General features: G+C 64.4%; 11 protein-coding genes. 6 read left to right on the plus strand and 5 right to left on the minus strand.

Annotation, left to right across the window (positions count from 1 at the left end; translation table 11 throughout):
* Window positions 1–3: 3 nt before the first annotated feature.
* From HWX55_RS05165 to HWX55_RS05175, 3 genes are all read right to left on the minus strand, one after another.
* Window positions 4–1,218 carry an HlyD family secretion protein gene (locus HWX55_RS05165; RefSeq protein ID WP_050012487.1) on the minus strand — a complete coding sequence of 405 codons (1,215 nt, stop codon included), beginning with the start codon at window positions 1,216–1,218 and terminating at the stop codon, window positions 4–6.
* Between the two features lie 52 nt (window positions 1,219–1,270).
* Entirely contained in the window at window positions 1,271–2,767 is a 1,497-nt protein-coding gene (locus tag HWX55_RS05170) for an efflux transporter outer membrane subunit (RefSeq protein ID WP_175974476.1), read from the minus strand.
* A gap of 87 nt (window positions 2,768–2,854) precedes the next feature.
* Entirely contained in the window at window positions 2,855–3,346 is a 492-nt protein-coding gene (locus HWX55_RS05175; protein WP_050012489.1) for a MarR family transcriptional regulator, read from the minus strand.
* 304 nt (window positions 3,347–3,650) lie between these two features.
* Between HWX55_RS05175 and typA the strand changes: the two genes are divergently transcribed.
* The 6 genes from typA (at window position 3,651) to HWX55_RS05205 (ending at window position 13,342) form a co-directional block, all read left to right on the plus strand.
* The gene (gene typA, locus HWX55_RS05180; RefSeq protein WP_006476159.1) at window positions 3,651–5,477 is read left to right on the plus strand and encodes a translational GTPase TypA; all 1,827 of its coding nucleotides are present in this window, start codon (window positions 3,651–3,653) and stop codon (window positions 5,475–5,477) included.
* A gap of 317 nt (window positions 5,478–5,794) precedes the next feature.
* Window positions 5,795–8,659, plus strand: a complete 2,865-nt coding sequence (locus HWX55_RS05185; RefSeq protein ID WP_175974478.1) for a 2-oxoglutarate dehydrogenase E1 component — start codon at window positions 5,795–5,797, stop codon at window positions 8,657–8,659.
* Window positions 8,660–8,794: 135 nt separating this feature from the next.
* The gene (odhB, locus tag HWX55_RS05190) at window positions 8,795–10,072 is read left to right on the plus strand and encodes a 2-oxoglutarate dehydrogenase complex dihydrolipoyllysine-residue succinyltransferase (protein ID WP_050012491.1); all 1,278 of its coding nucleotides are present in this window, start codon (window positions 8,795–8,797) and stop codon (window positions 10,070–10,072) included.
* 81 nt (window positions 10,073–10,153) lie between these two features.
* A complete protein-coding gene (lpdA, locus tag HWX55_RS05195; RefSeq protein ID WP_050012492.1) occupies window positions 10,154–11,584 on the plus strand; it encodes a dihydrolipoyl dehydrogenase in 1,431 nt (476 codons plus the stop codon).
* Between the two features lie 100 nt (window positions 11,585–11,684).
* Window positions 11,685–12,782 (plus strand): cell division protein ZapE, encoded by a 1,098-nt coding sequence (gene zapE / locus HWX55_RS05200; protein ID WP_027811308.1) that lies wholly within the window; start codon window positions 11,685–11,687, stop codon window positions 12,780–12,782.
* Window positions 12,783–12,898: 116 nt separating this feature from the next.
* On the plus strand, window positions 12,899–13,342 hold the full coding sequence (locus HWX55_RS05205; protein ID WP_124593173.1) for a transposase: 444 nt from the start codon (window positions 12,899–12,901) through the stop codon (window positions 13,340–13,342).
* A 102-nt stretch (window positions 13,343–13,444) separates the two neighbouring features.
* On the opposite strand, the gene HWX55_RS05210 is transcribed toward HWX55_RS05205, so the two are convergent.
* Both HWX55_RS05210 and HWX55_RS05215 read right to left on the minus strand, forming a co-directional pair.
* Window positions 13,445–13,906, minus strand: coding sequence for a DUF2147 domain-containing protein (locus HWX55_RS05210; protein WP_050012494.1), 462 nt, complete (start codon window positions 13,904–13,906; stop codon window positions 13,445–13,447).
* Window positions 13,907–14,079: 173 nt separating this feature from the next.
* The gene (locus HWX55_RS05215; RefSeq protein WP_050012495.1) at window positions 14,080–15,765 is read right to left on the minus strand and encodes a ShlB/FhaC/HecB family hemolysin secretion/activation protein; all 1,686 of its coding nucleotides are present in this window, start codon (window positions 15,763–15,765) and stop codon (window positions 14,080–14,082) included.
* Between the last annotated feature and the right edge of the window lie 98 nt (window positions 15,766–15,863).

A 15,863-nucleotide genomic window follows, 5' to 3' on the forward strand; every position in this document is an offset into this window, starting at 1 on the left:
CGGTTACATCATTTTCGCGGCGGCGTTCTGCTTCGCCGCGACCGGCGCCGACGCGTTGCCGCCTGCGTTCTCGGCGATGATGCGCGCGATTTCGGCGTCGGCTTCGTCGCCGTATTTCGCGAACACGTTGGTCTCGTAGACGGTGTTCGGCGCGTTGACGAGCTGGTCGCCGCGTTCGTCCTTGATGTCCACGTCGACCTGCATCGACAGGCCGATGCGCAGCGGATGCTTGTCGAGATCCTTCGGGTCGAGCTCGATACGCACCGGCAGGCGCTGCACGACCTTGATCCAGTTGCCGGTCGCGTTCTGCGCCGGCAGCAACGAGAACGCCGAGCCCGTGCCGGCCGAGAAGCCGACGACCTTGCCGTGGTACGTGACCGACGAACCGTAGATGTCGGCCGTCATCTCGACCGGCTGGCCGATGCGCATGTGCTTCAGCTGGACTTCCTTGAAGTTCGCGTCGACCCACACGGCATTGAGCGGCACCACCGACATCAGCGGGTTGCCGGGCGATACGCGCTGGCCGACCTGCACCGAGCGCTTCGCGACGTAGCCGGTGACCGGCGCCGGCAGCACGTTACGCGCGTTCGCGAGGTATGCGTCGCGCACCTTCGCGGCGGCGGCCATCACGTTCGGGTGCGATGCGATCGTCGTGTTCGCCGTCAATGCGCGATTCGATGCGAGCTGCTGCTGGGCGGCGTCGACCGATGCCTGCGCGGCCTTTACCGCGTCGCGGGCGTGCGAGATTTCTTCCTGCGACACGGCGCCCGTCTGCGCGACGGCCAGACGGCGACGCAGGTCGTCCTGCGCCTTCGACAGGTCGGACTGGCGCAGCGCAACTTGTGCGCGGTACTGGTCGTCGTTGACGAACAGGCCGCGGACCTGGCGCACCGTCTGCGCAAGATTGGCTTCCGCCTGCTGCAGCGCGACCTGCGAATCGGCCGGGTCGAGCACGACGAGCGGGTCGCCGGCCTTGACCGTTTGCGTGTCGTCCGCCTTCACGGCGATCACGGTGCCGGTGACCTGCGGCGTGATCTGCACGACGTTGCCGTTCACGTATGCATCGTCGGTGTCTTCATGGAAGCGGGCGACGAGGAAGTAGTACAGGCCGTATGCGATGGCCGCGATCACGATGACCGCGACGAGCAGCGTCATCATTCGTTTGCGCTTGCCGTTGTTCTGCGGCTGCGCGCTGGCGGCGTTTTGTTGGTCGCTCATGGCGATTTTCTCCGTCCGTTATTTCGAGTGTCTGCGTAGTGGTGGCGCCGGCTCAGTTGGCGGCTTGTTTGGTCGGCGTGGCCGCATCGGGCGCGGCGAGCGGCGTGCCCGTCGCGTCGAACCCGCCGCCGAGCGCCTTGATCAGCGCGAGCTGCATGTCGCGGCGACGCATCTTCAGGTTGGTCACCGTCTGCTCCGATGCGAGGCGGTTGCTGTCCGCCGTCAGCACCTGCAGTTGCGGCGACAGGCCGGCCTTGTAGCGGATGACCGCGAGATCGTACGCGCGGGTCGATGCGTCGAGCGCACGTTGGGCGTCGCCCATCTGGCGATCGACCGCGCGGATCGACGCGACCTGCGTCGCGACGTCGTTCAGCGCGCTGATCAGCGTCTGGTTGTAGTTCGCGACCGACAGGTCAAAGTCGGCGTAGCGGCCCTTGAGCTGGGCGCGCAGCGCGCCGGCATCGAAGATCGGCAGGTGGATCGCCGGGCCGAACTGCGCCTGGCGGCTCGCGAAATTCAGGAATTTGCCCCAGCCGAACGCATCGAAGCCGAAGCCGGCCGCGAGGTTCACGTCGGGGTAGAACTCCGCCTTCGCTTCCTTCACGTCGTGCATCGCGGCTTCGACCTGCCAGCGCGCGGCGACGATGTCGGGGCGGCGGGACACGAGATCGGCCGGCAGGTTGCCGGGCAGCGCGACGTCGCCGCTCGGGTTCATCACGGGCGCCGCGATCTGCAGCCCCCGATCCGGGCCCTTGCCGAGCAGCGCGGCGAGCTGGTAGCGCACCGTCGTGATCTGGCCGTCGAGGTCCGACAGCGAAGCCTGCGTCGTCGCGATGTTGCCGCGGGCCGTCTGGCGTTCGACGTTGGTGTCGAGGCCGGCCGATACGCGGCCGTCGGTGATCTTGCCGACCGTCTCGCGGTTGCCGATCTCGCGCTGCGCGATGTCGCGCAGCGCATAGAGCTGCGCGAGCGAGTTGTAGGTACGCGCGACCGACGACGCGAGCGTGATGCGCGCCTGCTGCATGTCGGCTTCGGCGGCCTTTTCCTGCGACACGGCCGTGTGCAGGCGTTCGCGGTTCTTGCCCCACAGGTCGAGTTCCCACGACGCGCTCGCGAGCGCGTTGTTCTCGCTGTACCACTGGCCGCCGTACGGAGGCGGGAACAGTGCGTTCGACGAATACAGCTCGCGCGTCCACGAATAGCTGGCTTCGGCCTTCGGCATCAGGTTCGAGCGGGACGATTCGATGTACGACGACGCCTTCGCGATGCGGGCCTGCGCCTGCGCGATCGACGGGTTGCCCTGCAGCGCTTCGTCGATCAGCTTCGGCAGTTGCGGATCGCCGAACTGGCTCGCCCAGTCGAGCGCCGGCCACTGGCCGCCCTGGGCCGGCAGGCTCTGGGCGGATTCGAATTGCGACGCGGGGGCGATCTGCTTGTCGCTCTTGATGCCGATGTAATTCGCGCAGCCCGCCAGCGCCAGCGCGGCGACCGCGGCGGCGACGGCGGCGCGGCACGACCCGGCGCGCACGGACAACGGGGAGGTTTTCATCGCGCTAACCCCTGACTCGGAATGAATGATGGACACTGCAAGGATTTCCTTACATTAATCTGTCAAAAGTAATTGTTATGGCAACTATTACGTGACGCTACCGCCGGCCGTCTCGCAATAGTTGCTGAGAATGCGGCGCAGCATGCTCTTCAGGAACCCGACTTCTTCCGGCGTAAACCCGTCCAGCACCTGGTCGAGCACGCTGCGAAAAATGGGCGGCAGCCGTTCGGCCAGCGCACGGCCTTCGTCGGTGAGTTCGAGGCGCACGACGCGTCGGTCCTCGATGCTGCGCACGCGCGACAGCAGGCCGCGTTTCTCGACCCGGTCGAGCAGGCGCGTGACCGCGCTTGCGTCGATCCCGTATTCGCGCGCCAGTTCGGCGGCCGTCGAGCACTTGCCGACCGCGATCATGAACAGCATGCTCGCCTGCGTGCCGGTGATGCCGAGCTCTTCCTGCGTGCGTTGCGTGACGAGGTTGGTCATCACGGATTTCACGCGGGACATCAGATAACCGACGCTGTCGTTCATCTGATACGTGGACAACGGCGAAACGGGCGGTGGGGTAGGAGAATCCGACATAAAACCCTGAAGCTGCAATAGTTGACTAGGCAGCAGTATAGGCACAATTGCTTGCCGCGGCAAATGTTAATCGAACGGCAAAGCGCGTGCTCGGCACGGCGAGAATCCCTTATCTCGATAAGGTTTTTGTCCGGGCGCGGTGCGGCGAAGCGGGTTGGCGCGGCCCGTTTTGCTGCGTTGCAACGCGCGGGTCAGCTGTCGACACGTACACGTGCTATAATTTGAGGCTCTCCAAGCTGCAACGCGCGCGCCCCGTGAAAAACGAGCGCGCGCGTTTGCGCGTTCAAACGATTTCCAGGTTTCTATGACCCGCGCCCTTCGCAATATCGCCATCATCGCCCACGTCGACCACGGCAAGACCACGCTCGTCGACCAGCTGCTCCGCCAGTCCGGCACCTTCCGCGACAACCAGCAGATTGCGGAGCGGGTGATGGACTCGAACGACATCGAAAAAGAGCGCGGGATCACGATTCTCGCGAAGAACTGCGCGGTCGAATACGAAGGCACGCACGTCAACATCGTCGACACCCCGGGGCACGCGGACTTCGGCGGCGAAGTCGAGCGCGTGCTGTCGATGGTCGACTCGGTGCTGCTGCTCGTCGACGCGGTCGAGGGCCCGATGCCGCAGACGCGCTTCGTCACGAAGAAGGCGCTCGCGCTCGGCCTGAAGCCGATCGTCGTCGTCAACAAGATCGACCGTCCGGGCGCGCGGATCGACTGGGTGATCAACCAGACCTTCGACCTGTTCGACAAGCTCGGCGCGACCGAAGAGCAGCTCGACTTTCCGATCGTCTACGCGTCGGGCCTGAACGGCTATGCGTCGCTCGACCCGGCCGCGCGCGAAGGCGACATGCGCCCGCTGTTCGAGGCGATCCTCGAGCACGTGCCGGTTCGCCCGGCCGATCCGGAGGCGCCGCTGCAGCTCCAGATCACGTCGCTCGACTATTCGACGTACGTCGGCCGGATCGGCGTCGGCCGCATCACGCGCGGCCGCATCAAGCCGGGCCAGCCGGTCGTGATGCGCTTCGGCCCGGAAGGCGACGTGCTGAACCGCAAGATCAACCAGGTGCTGTCGTTCAAGGGCCTGGAGCGCGTGCAGGTCGAATCGGCCGAAGCGGGCGACATCGTGCTGATCAACGGGATTGAAGACGTCGGCATCGGCGCGACGATCTGCGCGGTCGACACGCCGGAAGCGCTGCCGATGATCACCGTCGACGAGCCGACGCTGACGATGAACTTCCTCGTCAACTCGTCGCCGCTCGCCGGCCGCGAAGGCAAGTTCGTGACGAGCCGCCAGATCCGCGACCGCCTGATGAAGGAACTGAACCACAACGTCGCGCTGCGCGTGAAGGATACCGGCGACGAAACGGTGTTCGAAGTGTCGGGCCGCGGCGAGCTGCACCTGACGATTCTCGTCGAGAACATGCGCCGCGAAGGCTACGAGCTGGCCGTGTCGCGTCCGCGCGTCGTGATGCAGGAAATCGACGGCGTGCGTCACGAGCCGTACGAGCTGCTGACGGTCGACGTCGAGGACGAGCACCAGGGCGGCGTGATGGAAGAGCTCGGCCGCCGCAAGGGCGAAATGCTCGACATGGCGTCGGACGGCCGCGGCCGTACGCGCCTGGAATACAAGATCTCGGCACGCGGCCTGATCGGCTTCCAGAGCGAATTCCTGACGCTCACGCGCGGCACGGGCCTGATGAGCCACATCTTCGACTCGTACGCACCGGTCAAGGACGGCTCGGTGTTCGAGCGCCGCAACGGCGTGCTGATCTCGCAGGACGACGGCGCGGCCGTGGCCTACGCACTGTGGAAGCTGCAGGATCGCGGCCGCATGTTCGTGAAGCCGGGCGACGCGCTGTATGAGGGCATGATCATCGGCATTCACAGCCGCGACAACGACCTCGTCGTGAACCCGATCAAGGGCAAGCAGCTGACCAACGTGCGCGCGTCGGGTACCGACGAAGCCGTGCGTCTGGTGCCGCCGGTCCAGATGTCGCTGGAATACGCGGTCGAATTCATCGACGACGACGAGCTCGTCGAAGTGACGCCGCAGTCGATCCGCCTGCGCAAGCGCTTCCTGAAGGAGCACGAGCGTCGCCGCGCGAGCCGCGAAGGCGCGGTCGACTAAGCATCGACTGTTCCTGCGCACGACGAAAGAGGCTGCCTTCGGGCAGCCTTTTTTGCATCCGCGCATCGCGCAACCGGAGTACCTGCAAAACACTGTTCCGGCGGGTCGCGGCAATCCGGCAAAACCCCGCCACGCGGTGCTTTCGGGCACATTTCACCGTGAACTCCGGTATCGGTTCTGTGATATGCTGCGCGCACGCAAGTTTTAGGTCCTTCCAAGCAAGACTTGATTCGCAATCCGCTAAACGGTCAGGCCGTGTCGCGGAAGGTTGAGTAACCCGCTATTTCTCGAGAAGCTCGAAGAAAGGTGAGCGTAAAATGTCAGATGTAATGAAGCAGTTTCAGCTGAACTCCTATCTGTTCGGCGGCAATGCTTCGTACGTTGAAGAACTGTACGATGCATACCTCAACAATCCGGCGTCGGTGCCGGAGAACTGGCGAGAGTATTTCGACGCGCTGCAGAACGTGCCCGCGACGGACGGCTCCAACGCCAATGACGTCGCTCACTTCCCGATCGTCGAATCGTTCGCCGAGCGCGCGAAGGCCAATGCCTTCATCCCGCGCGAAAGCACCAGCAATCTGGCAACCGCGCGCAAGCAGGTGCACGTCCAGTCGCTGATCAGCGCCTACCGCTTCCTTGGCTCGCAATGGGCCAACCTCGATCCGCTGAAGCGTCGCGAACGTCCGGCCATTCCGGAACTCGAACCCGCGTTCTACGACTTCTCCGAAGGCGACCTCGACCAGACGTACAGCGCAAGCAATCTGTACTTCGGTTTCGACCAGGCTTCGCTGCGCGACATCGTCAAGGGTCTGCGCGACACGTACTGCGGCACGATCGGCGCCGAGTACATGTACATCAGCGACCCGGAACAGAAGCGCTGGTGGCAGGAGCGCCTGGAATCGACCCGCGCGACGCCGGCCTTCTCGATCGACAAGAAGAAGCACATCCTGAATCGCCTGACGGCCGCCGAAGGCCTCGAGCGCTACCTGCACACCAAGTACGTCGGCCAGAAGCGCTTCTCGCTCGAAGGCGGCGAAAGCTTCATCGCGGCGATGGACGAAGTCGTCCAGCACGCGGGCAAGAGCGGCGTGCAGGAAATCATCATCGGCATGGCTCACCGCGGCCGTCTGAACGTGCTGGTCAACACGCTGGGCAAGATGCCGGCCGACCTGTTCGCCGAATTCGAAGGCAAGCACGTCGACGACCTGCCGGCCGGTGACGTGAAATACCACAAGGGCTTCTCGTCGGACGTGTCGACGGAAGGCGGCCCGGTCCACCTGTCGCTTGCGTTCAACCCGTCGCACCTCGAAATCGTGAACCCGGTGGTCGAAGGTTCCGCGAAGGCGCGGATGGACCGTCGCGGCGACGAAGACGGCCTGCAAGTGCTGCCGGTGCAGATCCACGGCGACGCGGCCTTCGCCGGCCAGGGCGTCGTGATGGAAACGCTGAACCTCGCGCAGACGCGTGGTTACGGCACGCACGGCACGCTGCACATCGTCATCAACAACCAGATCGGCTTCACGACGTCCGACCCGCGCGACGCGCGCTCGACGCTGTACTGTACCGACGTCGTCAAGATGATCGAAGCGCCGGTGCTGCACGTGAACGGCGACGATCCGGAAGCCGTCGTGCTCGCGATCCAGATCGCGATCGACTACCGGATGCAGTTCCACAAGGATGTCGTGATCGACATCGTCTGCTTCCGCAAGCTGGGTCACAACGAGCAGGACACGCCGGCGGTCACGCAGCCGCTGATGTACAAGAAGATCGCGCAGCACCCGGGCACTCGTGCGCTGTACGCCGAGAAGCTCGTGCAGCAGGGCGTGATCACCGCGGAAGACGCCGACAACTACGTGAAGGCGTACCGCAAGGCGATGGACGACGGTCACCACACCGTCGATCCGGTCCTGTCGAACTACAAGAGCAAGTACGCGGTCGACTGGGTTCCGTTCCTGAACCGCAAGTGGACGGATGCAGCCGACACGGCCGTGCCGCTCGCCGAACTGAAGCGCCTGGGCGAACGCATCACGACGGTCCCGGAAAACTTCAAGGTTCACCCGCTCGTCGAGCGCGTGATCAACGACCGCCGCAACATGGCGCGCGGCGACCAGCCGCTCGACTGGGGCATGGGCGAACACCTCGCGTTCGCGTCGCTCGTCGCATCGGGCTACTCGGTGCGCCTGACGGGCCAGGACTCGGGCCGCGGCACGTTCACGCACCGTCACGCGGTGCTGCACGACCAGAACCGCGAGCGCTGGAACGACGGCACGTACGTGCCGCTGCAGAACATCGCCGACGGTCAGGCGAAGTTCACGGTGATCGACTCGGTGCTGTCGGAAGAAGCGGTGCTGGGCTTCGAATACGGTTACTCGACCGCCGAGCCGAACACGCTCGTGCTGTGGGAAGCGCAGTTCGGCGACTTCGTCAACGGCGCGCAGGTCGTGATCGACCAGTTCATCTCGTCGGGCGAAGTGAAGTGGGGCCGCGTGTCGGGTCTCACGATGCTGCTGCCGCACGGCTACGAAGGCCAGGGTCCGGAACACTCGTCCACGCGTATCGAGCGTTTCCTGCAACTGTGTGCCGACCACAACATGCAGGTCGTCCAGCCGACGACGCCGGCGCAGATCTTCCACCTGCTGCGTCGCCAGATGATCCGCCTGTTCCGCAAGCCGCTGATCGTCGCCACGCCGAAGTCGCTGCTGCGCCACAAGGAAGCGGTGTCGGACCTGTCGGAACTCGCGAAGGGTTCGTTCCAGCCGGTGCTGGGCGAAACCGACGGCGGCATCGACGCGAAGAAGGTCAAGCGCGTGCTGGTGTGCTCGGGCCGCGTGTACTACGACCTCGTCGCGCACCGCCGCGAAGCGAAGGCGAACGACGTCGCGATCATCCGTATCGAGCAGCTGTATCCGTTCGCGCACAAGCAGTTCGAAGCCGAAATCAAGAAGTACGAGAACGCGACTGAAGTGGTCTGGGTGCAGGACGAGCCGCAGAACCAGGGCCCCTGGTTCTACGTCGAGCACCACCTGAAGGAAGGCATGAAGGAAGGGCAGAAGCTGGCATACAGCGGCCGTCCGGCTTCGGCCTCGCCGGCGGTTGGCTACTACGCGAAGCACTACGAGCAGCAGAAGGCCCTGATCGAAGGGGCATTCGGCCGCCTGAAGAGCGCATCGATCGCGAAATAACCGACGTCAAGCGACACGGGAAGGCGCGCGGCGCTTTCCCGTCCCTTTTGGCCCCCGCGCGCGTCGCGCGCCGCACCGGCCGAAGGAATCGCACGAACCTCGTCACACCCCAGATTAAGCATCCAGGAAAATCACATGGCTATCGTAGAAGTCAAAGTCCCCCAGCTGTCGGAGTCGGTGTCGGAAGCCACCATGCTGCAGTGGAAGAAGAAGCCGGGCGAAGCAGTCGCGCAGGACGAAATCCTGATCGAACTCGAGACCGACAAGGTCGTCCTCGAAGTGCCGGCGCCGGCAGCGGGCGTGCTCGCGCAAGTGCTGCAGAACGACGGTGACACGGTGGTCGCCGACCAGATCATCGCGACGATCGACACCGAAGCGAAGGCAGGTGCTGCCGAAGCAGCGGCAGGCGCCGCCGAAGTCAAGCCGGCCGCCGCGCCTGCAGCAGCCGCGCCGGCCGCCCAGCCGGCTGCCGCGACCGCATCGAGCTCGGCCGCCGCATCGCCGGCCGCCGCGAAGCTGCTGGCCGAGAAGGGCCTGTCGACGGGCGACGTCGCAGGTTCGGGCCGCGACGGCCGCGTCACGAAGGGCGACGCGCTGGCAGCAGGCAGCGCACCGAAGGCGGCTCCGGCCGCCGCACCGGCGAAGACCGCCGCCGCGAAGCCGGCGCTGCCGGAAGTGAAGGTGCCGGCGTCGGCAGCGACCTGGCTGAACGACCGTCCGGAACAGCGCGTGCCGATGTCGCGCCTGCGTGCGCGTATCGCCGAGCGTCTGCTCGAATCGCAGCAGACCAACGCGATCCTGACGACGTTCAACGAAGTGAACATGGCGCCGGTCATGGAGCTGCGTAACAAGTACAAGGACAAGTTCGAGAAGGAACACGGCGTGAAGCTCGGCTTCATGTCGTTCTTCGTGAAGGCGGCCGTGCATGCGCTGAAGAAGTTCCCGCTCGTGAACGCGTCGATCGACGGTAACGACATCGTCTATCACGGCTACTTCGACATCGGTATCGCGGTCGGTTCGCCGCGCGGCCTGGTCGTGCCGATCCTGCGCAACGCGGATCAGCTGAGCCTCGCCGAGATCGAGAAGAAGATCGCCGAATTCGGCCAGAAGGCGAAGGACGGCAAGCTGTCGATCGAGGAAATGACGGGCGGTACGTTCTCGATCTCGAACGGCGGCGTGTTCGGCTCGATGCTGTCGACCCCGATCATCAACCCGCCGCAATCGGCCATCCTCGGCGTGCACGCGACGAAGGAGCGTCCGGTCGTCGAAAACGGCCAGATCGTGATCCGCCCGATCAACTACCTCGCGCTGTCGTACGACCACCGCATCATCGACGGCCGCGAAGCCGTGCTGTCGCTCGTCGCGATGAAGGATGCGCTGGAAGATCCGGCACGCCTGCTGCTCGACCTGTAAGCCGAGTCTCACCGCATCGACCCGTTCCGCCGGTTCGCGCCCACGCGCGAACCCGCGGGCGTACAAGTAGAAAGGATTGTCATGTCCAAGGAATTTGACGTCGTCGTGATCGGCGCCGGCCCCGGCGGCTACATCGCCGCGATTCGCGCCGCGCAGCTCGGCAAGACCGTTGCCTGTATCGAGAAGTGGAAGAACCCGGCCGGCGCGCTGAAGCTCGGCGGCACTTGCCTGAACGTCGGCTGCATCCCGTCGAAGGCGCTGCTCGCGTCGTCGGAAGAGTTCGAGAACACGTCGCATCACCTGGCCGACCACGGCATCACGGTCGACGGCGTGAAGATCGACGTCGCGAAGATGCTCGGCCGCAAGGACGCGATCGTCGAGAAGATGACGAGCGGGATCGAGTTCCTGTTCAAGAAGAACAAGATCACCTGGCTGAAGGGCCATGGCAAGTTCACCGGCAAGACCGACGCCGGCGTGCAGATCGAAGTGAGCGGCGAGGGTGAAACCGAAGTCGTCACCGCGAAGAACGTGATCATCGCGACGGGCTCGAAGGCGCGTCACCTGCCGAACATCCCCGTCGACAACAAGATCGTGTCGGACAACGAAGGTGCGCTGACGTTCGACGCGGTGCCGAAGAAGCTCGCCGTGATCGGCGCGGGCGTGATCGGCCTCGAACTCGGCTCGGTGTGGCGTCGCCTGGGTGCCGAAGTGACGGTGCTCGAAGCGCTGCCGGCGTTCCTCGGCGCAGCCGACGAAGCGCTCGCGAAGGAAGCGGCGAAGCTGTTCAAGAAGCAGGGCCTCGACATCCATCTCGGCGTGAAGATCGGCGACGTGAAGACGAGCGCCGACGGCGTGTCGATCGCGTACACGGACAAGGACGGCAACGCGCAGACGCTCGACGCCGACCGCCTGATCGTGTCGGTCGGCCGCGTGCCGAACACCGACAACCTCGGCCTCGAGGCCATCGGCCTGAAGGCGAACGAGCGCGGCTTCATCGACGTGGACGACCACTGCCGCACGGCGGTGCCGAACGTGTACGCGATCGGCGACGTGGTGCGCGGCCCGATGCTCGCGCACAAGGCGGAAGACGAAGGCGTGCTGGTCGCGGAAGTGATCGACGGCCAGAAGCCGCACATCGACTACAACTGCATTCCGTGGGTGATCTACACGTACCCGGAAATCGCATGGGTCGGCAAGACGGAGCAGCAGCTGAAGGCCGAAGGCCGCGAGATCAAGTCGGGCAAGTTCCCGTTCTCGATCAACGGCCGCGCGCTCGGCATGAACGCGCCGGACGGTTTCGTGAAGATGATCGCGGACGCGAAGACCGACGAACTGCTCGGCGTGCATGTGATCGCGGCGAACGCGTCGGACCTGATCGCGGAAGCCGTGGTGGCGATGGAGTTCAAGGCGGCGTCGGAAGACATCGCCCGCATCTGCCATCCGCACCCGTCGATGTCGGAAGTGATGCGCGAAGCGGCGCTCGCGGTCGACAAGCGCTCGCTGAACAGCTGAGCGCGGTATAGCGCCGGCCGGCCACCGGCTGGCGCAACCGTCTCATGACGAGGGCGGGCGGGTTTTTCCCGCTCGCCTTTGTTTTTTCCGGTTTGCCCTGATGAACGTCACCGAATACTACACGCGCGAACTGACCACGCGCGGCTATCAGTCCGATCCCGCTCAGCGCGCGGCCGTCGATCGCCTGCAGCGCTGTTTCGACGAATGGGTCGACTACAAGGCGCGCCGCTCGAACGCGTTCAAGAAGCTCATCAATCACCCGGATCTTCCGCGTGGCGTCTACATGTGGGGCGGTGTCGGCCGTGGCAAGAGCTTCCTGATGGACAGCTTCTACGCGGTGGTGCCCGTGCAGCGCAAGACGCGCCTGCATTTCCACGAATTCATGCGCGAAGTGCACCGCGAGCTCGAGGAGCTGAAAGGGCAGGCCGATCCGCTCGACGAACTCGCACGACGCATCGCGAAGCGTTACCGGCTGATCTGCTTCGACGAGTTCCACGTGTCGGACATCGCCGACGCGATGATCCTGTACCGCCTGCTCGACCGCCTGTTCAACAACGGCGTGCAGTTCGTGATGACGTCCAATTACGATCCCGACGACCTGTATCCGGATGGCCTGCATCGCGACCGCATGCTGCCGGCGATCGCGCTGATCAAGGAAAAGCTCGACGTGCTCAACGTCGACGCGGGGGTCGACTATCGTCAGCGCACGCTCGCGCAGGTGAAGATGTATCACACGCCGCTCGGCGCGGAGGCCGATCGCGAACTACGCCATGCATTCGGCAAGCTCGCGGCCGTGCCCGACGAGAGCCCGATCCTGCATATCGAGAAGCGCGAGCTGAAGGCGCTGCGCAAGGCGGACGGCGTCGTGTGGTTCGATTTCGCGACGCTGTGCGGCGGCCCGCGTTCGCAGAACGATTACCTCGAGCTGGCGAGCCGCTTCCATGCGATCGTGCTGTCCGAGGTGCCGCAGATGTCGCCGCGGATGGCGTCCGAAGCGCGCCGCTTCACGTGGCTCATCGACGTGCTGTACGACCACAAGGTCAAGCTGCTGATGTCCGCGGCGGTGCCGGCCGAGGCGTTGTACGTCGAAGGGCCGATGGCCAACGAATTCGCGCGTACGGTCTCGCGCATCGTCGAGATGCAGTCGAAGGAATATATCGAGACGCCGCGCCGCATCGTCGATACGTCGTTGACCTGAGCCGATTGCCGGCTCGGGTAATTGGCGACATTTAAACGTCAATTTCGGTTAAATTCAGCGAATCTCAGGGTATTTTCGGATTTGTCTTATATTCATCGTTGAGGTGAGCCGATATTGTGGTGTCATGGTTATTAAGGCTGGAGATGTCCATGACCCCGTATCGCGATTTGACCGACCACCAATGGCGCTGCGTCGCGCCGCTTCTGCCCGAAATGCAGCCGCGCACCGAGTTGCGCGGCCGGCCGTTAGCCAATACGCGCGCCGTGCTGAACGGCGTGCTCTGGGTGATCTACAGTGGCGCGACATGGTCGGCCATGCCGCGCCGTTACCCGTCGTATCAAACATGCCATCGACGCTTCAAGGCGTGGCACGAAACGGGCACGCTGATGAACGTGATGCGTGAGCTCTATGGCGACGTCGGCATGAATCTCTGCAATGAGCTGTCCGCGCGGATGCGCAAGCACACGCAATCGAAGGCGGCGGAGGCGCGTAGCCACGCGGCACCCGCATATCGTGCGCCGGGCAGCTATCCATCGGATGCGATGAAGCACGCGGCGTGAAGCCCATCGGTTTTTCGTTGTGCGTGCACCAAAAGAAATCGGCCTGGCGACGTCGTCGCAGGCCGATTTTTCATTGAGCCGCGCGTACTCGCGCGTACGGCGTTATTGCTGGCGCACCCAGGTCTGCGACCGGCCCAGCAGCGACACGCCGATGTAGCCGCGCACCACGAGCTTCTGGCCGCCGTCTTCAAGCGTCATCTTGCACTTGTAGACCTTGCCGTTCTCCGGGTCGAGAATGTTGCCGCCGTCCCAGTGGTCGCCGTCCTTCTTCATCGCCTTGATGATCGTCATGCCCTTGATGAGCTGATCCTTGCGCTCGTCCGTGCATGCGGTGCAGCGGCGATCGGGCGTATCGTTCGCGCCGAGGCCCTTGACGACCTTGCCCGTCAGCGCACCGTCGCCGTCCTCGGCGATCTGCACGAGCGCCTTCGGTTGATGGGTGTTGTCGTCGATCGTTTGCCACATGCCGATGGGGCTGTCGGCTTGTGCGAACGTGGGGGCTGCGCACGCGAGCAGGGCGCCGGCGATGGCGAGTGCACGCAACGGGCGAGTCAGTTGAATCATTGTCATCCTCCTTGTTTTGCATGTCTGTTCGATTCGCTCGCACGACCGTCTGCATGGGGCGGGCATGTTGCGAGCTTCGCCAGAATACGTGAAACCGCACGCCGCGTTTGATAGAGGGGACTCTAATCGAAACGGCCAGCATGACGCTGGCCGTTCGTGACTTTGGTGACCGATCAGTTGAGCTGATAAGAGAACGCCGCGTTGATGCGCGGGCTGCGTGACGCGCTTTCGACCGGCGCATCGCCGACCGGTTTGGCGACGTTCAGGTCGAGGCTGTAGTAGCGGCTGTCCGTGAGTCGCACGCCGATGCCGACCGACGACATGCGATTCGGCGATGGCGTGCCCGCGTGCAGATACACGCGCGCCATGTCGTATGCGATGTACGGCGTGATCGATTTCAGATACGTCCAGCCCGGCGTGAAGCCGCGGTTGACTTCGAGCGACATCCCCCAGCCCGAGTCGCCCGACGTTTCACCCGGCTGATAGCCGAGCGCATAGCGGGTCGAGCCGAACGAGATCTGCTCGGACGTCGGCAGCGAATCGGGACTGTATTGCCCGGTCAGCGACACCGACGTGCCGATGCGGAACGGCCATTCGTTTGTCTGCGTGAAGGTCGCGCCGGTTCGAACGAAGGTCAGCGAGATCGGGCTGTCCGCCGAGATCGTCGTCGTACCGATAGTCGTGTCCTGCGCTTTCGACGCGCCGAGGATGTTGAAGCCCTTCGCGACGTTGACGCTCAGCTTCTGCACCTGTTTCGGCTGGACGCTCGTGTAGTCGAGCTGCATCTGCAGCACGCGGACTTGCGAGCGCGTATCGATGCTGTTGCCGTTGATCTTGCTCTGGTAACGGTCTTCGTTGTGCGACGCATAGCCGGACACGGTACCGAGCAGGCTGCGCTGATTGTTCAGCAAGATCGGATAGGAGGCCGAAAGACCGAGCTTCTCGTTCTTGACCGTGCGTTCGACCGACGACGGCAGGCCGGGGTTGTCGGTCGGCTTGCCGCGATACGTGCTGGCATCGAGGCGCGTGATCAGGCCGTTGCTGCCGATCGGCACCGCGCCGCTGAACGCGAAATAGGTCTGCTTGTCGCGTCCCGGCGGCGCGAGCGCCGAGATGCTCAACTGCTCGCCGAACCGCGTGAGGCCGTTTTCGGTCGCGGTGATGAGGCCCTGGACGCCCGGGTGGTTGAAGTCGATCCCCGTGCTGACGTTGAACGGCTTGCGATCGACCGCGAGTTCGAGCGTCGTCGCGCCGTCGGTGGTCTGCGGTGGCGGCACGTTCGCCTTCACCGTGAGGCCCGGCAACAGCCCGAACGTGTTCACGTAACGCTCGAACGTCGCGCGGCGCAGCGGGCGATCGTCCGTGATGTGGGCAGCAATCGCGCGAATCTTCGGTTCCATCGCGCCGGGTTTGCCGGTGACCTTGACGTCCGACACATAGCCTTCCACCACCGTGATGCGCACGACGCCGTTCTCGAACGTCTGCGCGGGAACGAACGCGAACGACAGCGCGTAGCCGCGTTCCTGGTACAGCTTCGTCACGCCGTTGGCGGTTTCGATCAGCTCGCCGATGGTGATGTCCTTGCCAACGAGCGGTGTGAAGCGGCGCGTGATTTCCTCGAACGGTATCGACTTCACGCCTTCGACCTGGAACGTCTTCGGCGTCAGGTGCCGCGACAGCAGTTCCTGCAATTGCGGCGCCTGCGGCGCGACCTGAACGGTGACGTTCGGGCCCGTCTTCGGTGCGTTGATCTGGGGAAGGGAGTCGAGCGGGTTGCCGCCGACGCGCGTTTGCGCCTGTGCCGTGCCTGCTGCCGCGATGGCGAGCAGCATCATCCATCTGTCGAGTCTGGATTTCATTGTTCTTCCTCGTAGGCCTTGCTTTTCGTCTTCTTTGTAATGCCGGCGCGCGACATCTGGGTGTCGCGCGCCGCGTGCCGCCATGCCGGTTGTGTTCG

The organism is Burkholderia sp. BCC1047 (genome assembly GCF_902833155.1).
In the GTDB taxonomy this organism is placed as follows: Bacteria; Pseudomonadota; Gammaproteobacteria; order Burkholderiales; family Burkholderiaceae; genus Burkholderia; species Burkholderia sola.

What these genes read in the sequence shown, in the direction of transcription:
- HWX55_RS05165 (WP_050012487.1), bottom strand. Translation starts at nt 1,218, where the DNA reads ATGAGCGACCAACAAAACGCCGCCAGCGCGCAGCCGCAGAACAACGGC.
- HWX55_RS05170 (WP_175974476.1), bottom strand. Translation starts at nt 2,767, where the DNA reads ATGAAAACCTCCCCGTTGTCCGTGCGCGCCGGGTCGTGCCGCGCCGCC.
- HWX55_RS05175 (WP_050012489.1), bottom strand. Translation starts at nt 3,346, where the DNA reads ATGTCGGATTCTCCTACCCCACCGCCCGTTTCGCCGTTGTCCACGTAT.
- typA (WP_006476159.1), top strand. Translation starts at nt 3,651, where the DNA reads ATGACCCGCGCCCTTCGCAATATCGCCATCATCGCCCACGTCGACCAC.
- HWX55_RS05185 (WP_175974478.1), top strand. Translation starts at nt 5,795, where the DNA reads ATGTCAGATGTAATGAAGCAGTTTCAGCTGAACTCCTATCTGTTCGGC.
- odhB (WP_050012491.1), top strand. Translation starts at nt 8,795, where the DNA reads ATGGCTATCGTAGAAGTCAAAGTCCCCCAGCTGTCGGAGTCGGTGTCG.
- lpdA (WP_050012492.1), top strand. Translation starts at nt 10,154, where the DNA reads ATGTCCAAGGAATTTGACGTCGTCGTGATCGGCGCCGGCCCCGGCGGC.
- zapE (WP_027811308.1), top strand. Translation starts at nt 11,685, where the DNA reads ATGAACGTCACCGAATACTACACGCGCGAACTGACCACGCGCGGCTAT.
- HWX55_RS05210 (WP_050012494.1), bottom strand. Translation starts at nt 13,906, where the DNA reads ATGATTCAACTGACTCGCCCGTTGCGTGCACTCGCCATCGCCGGCGCC.
- HWX55_RS05215 (WP_050012495.1), bottom strand. Translation starts at nt 15,765, where the DNA reads ATGAAATCCAGACTCGACAGATGGATGATGCTGCTCGCCATCGCGGCA.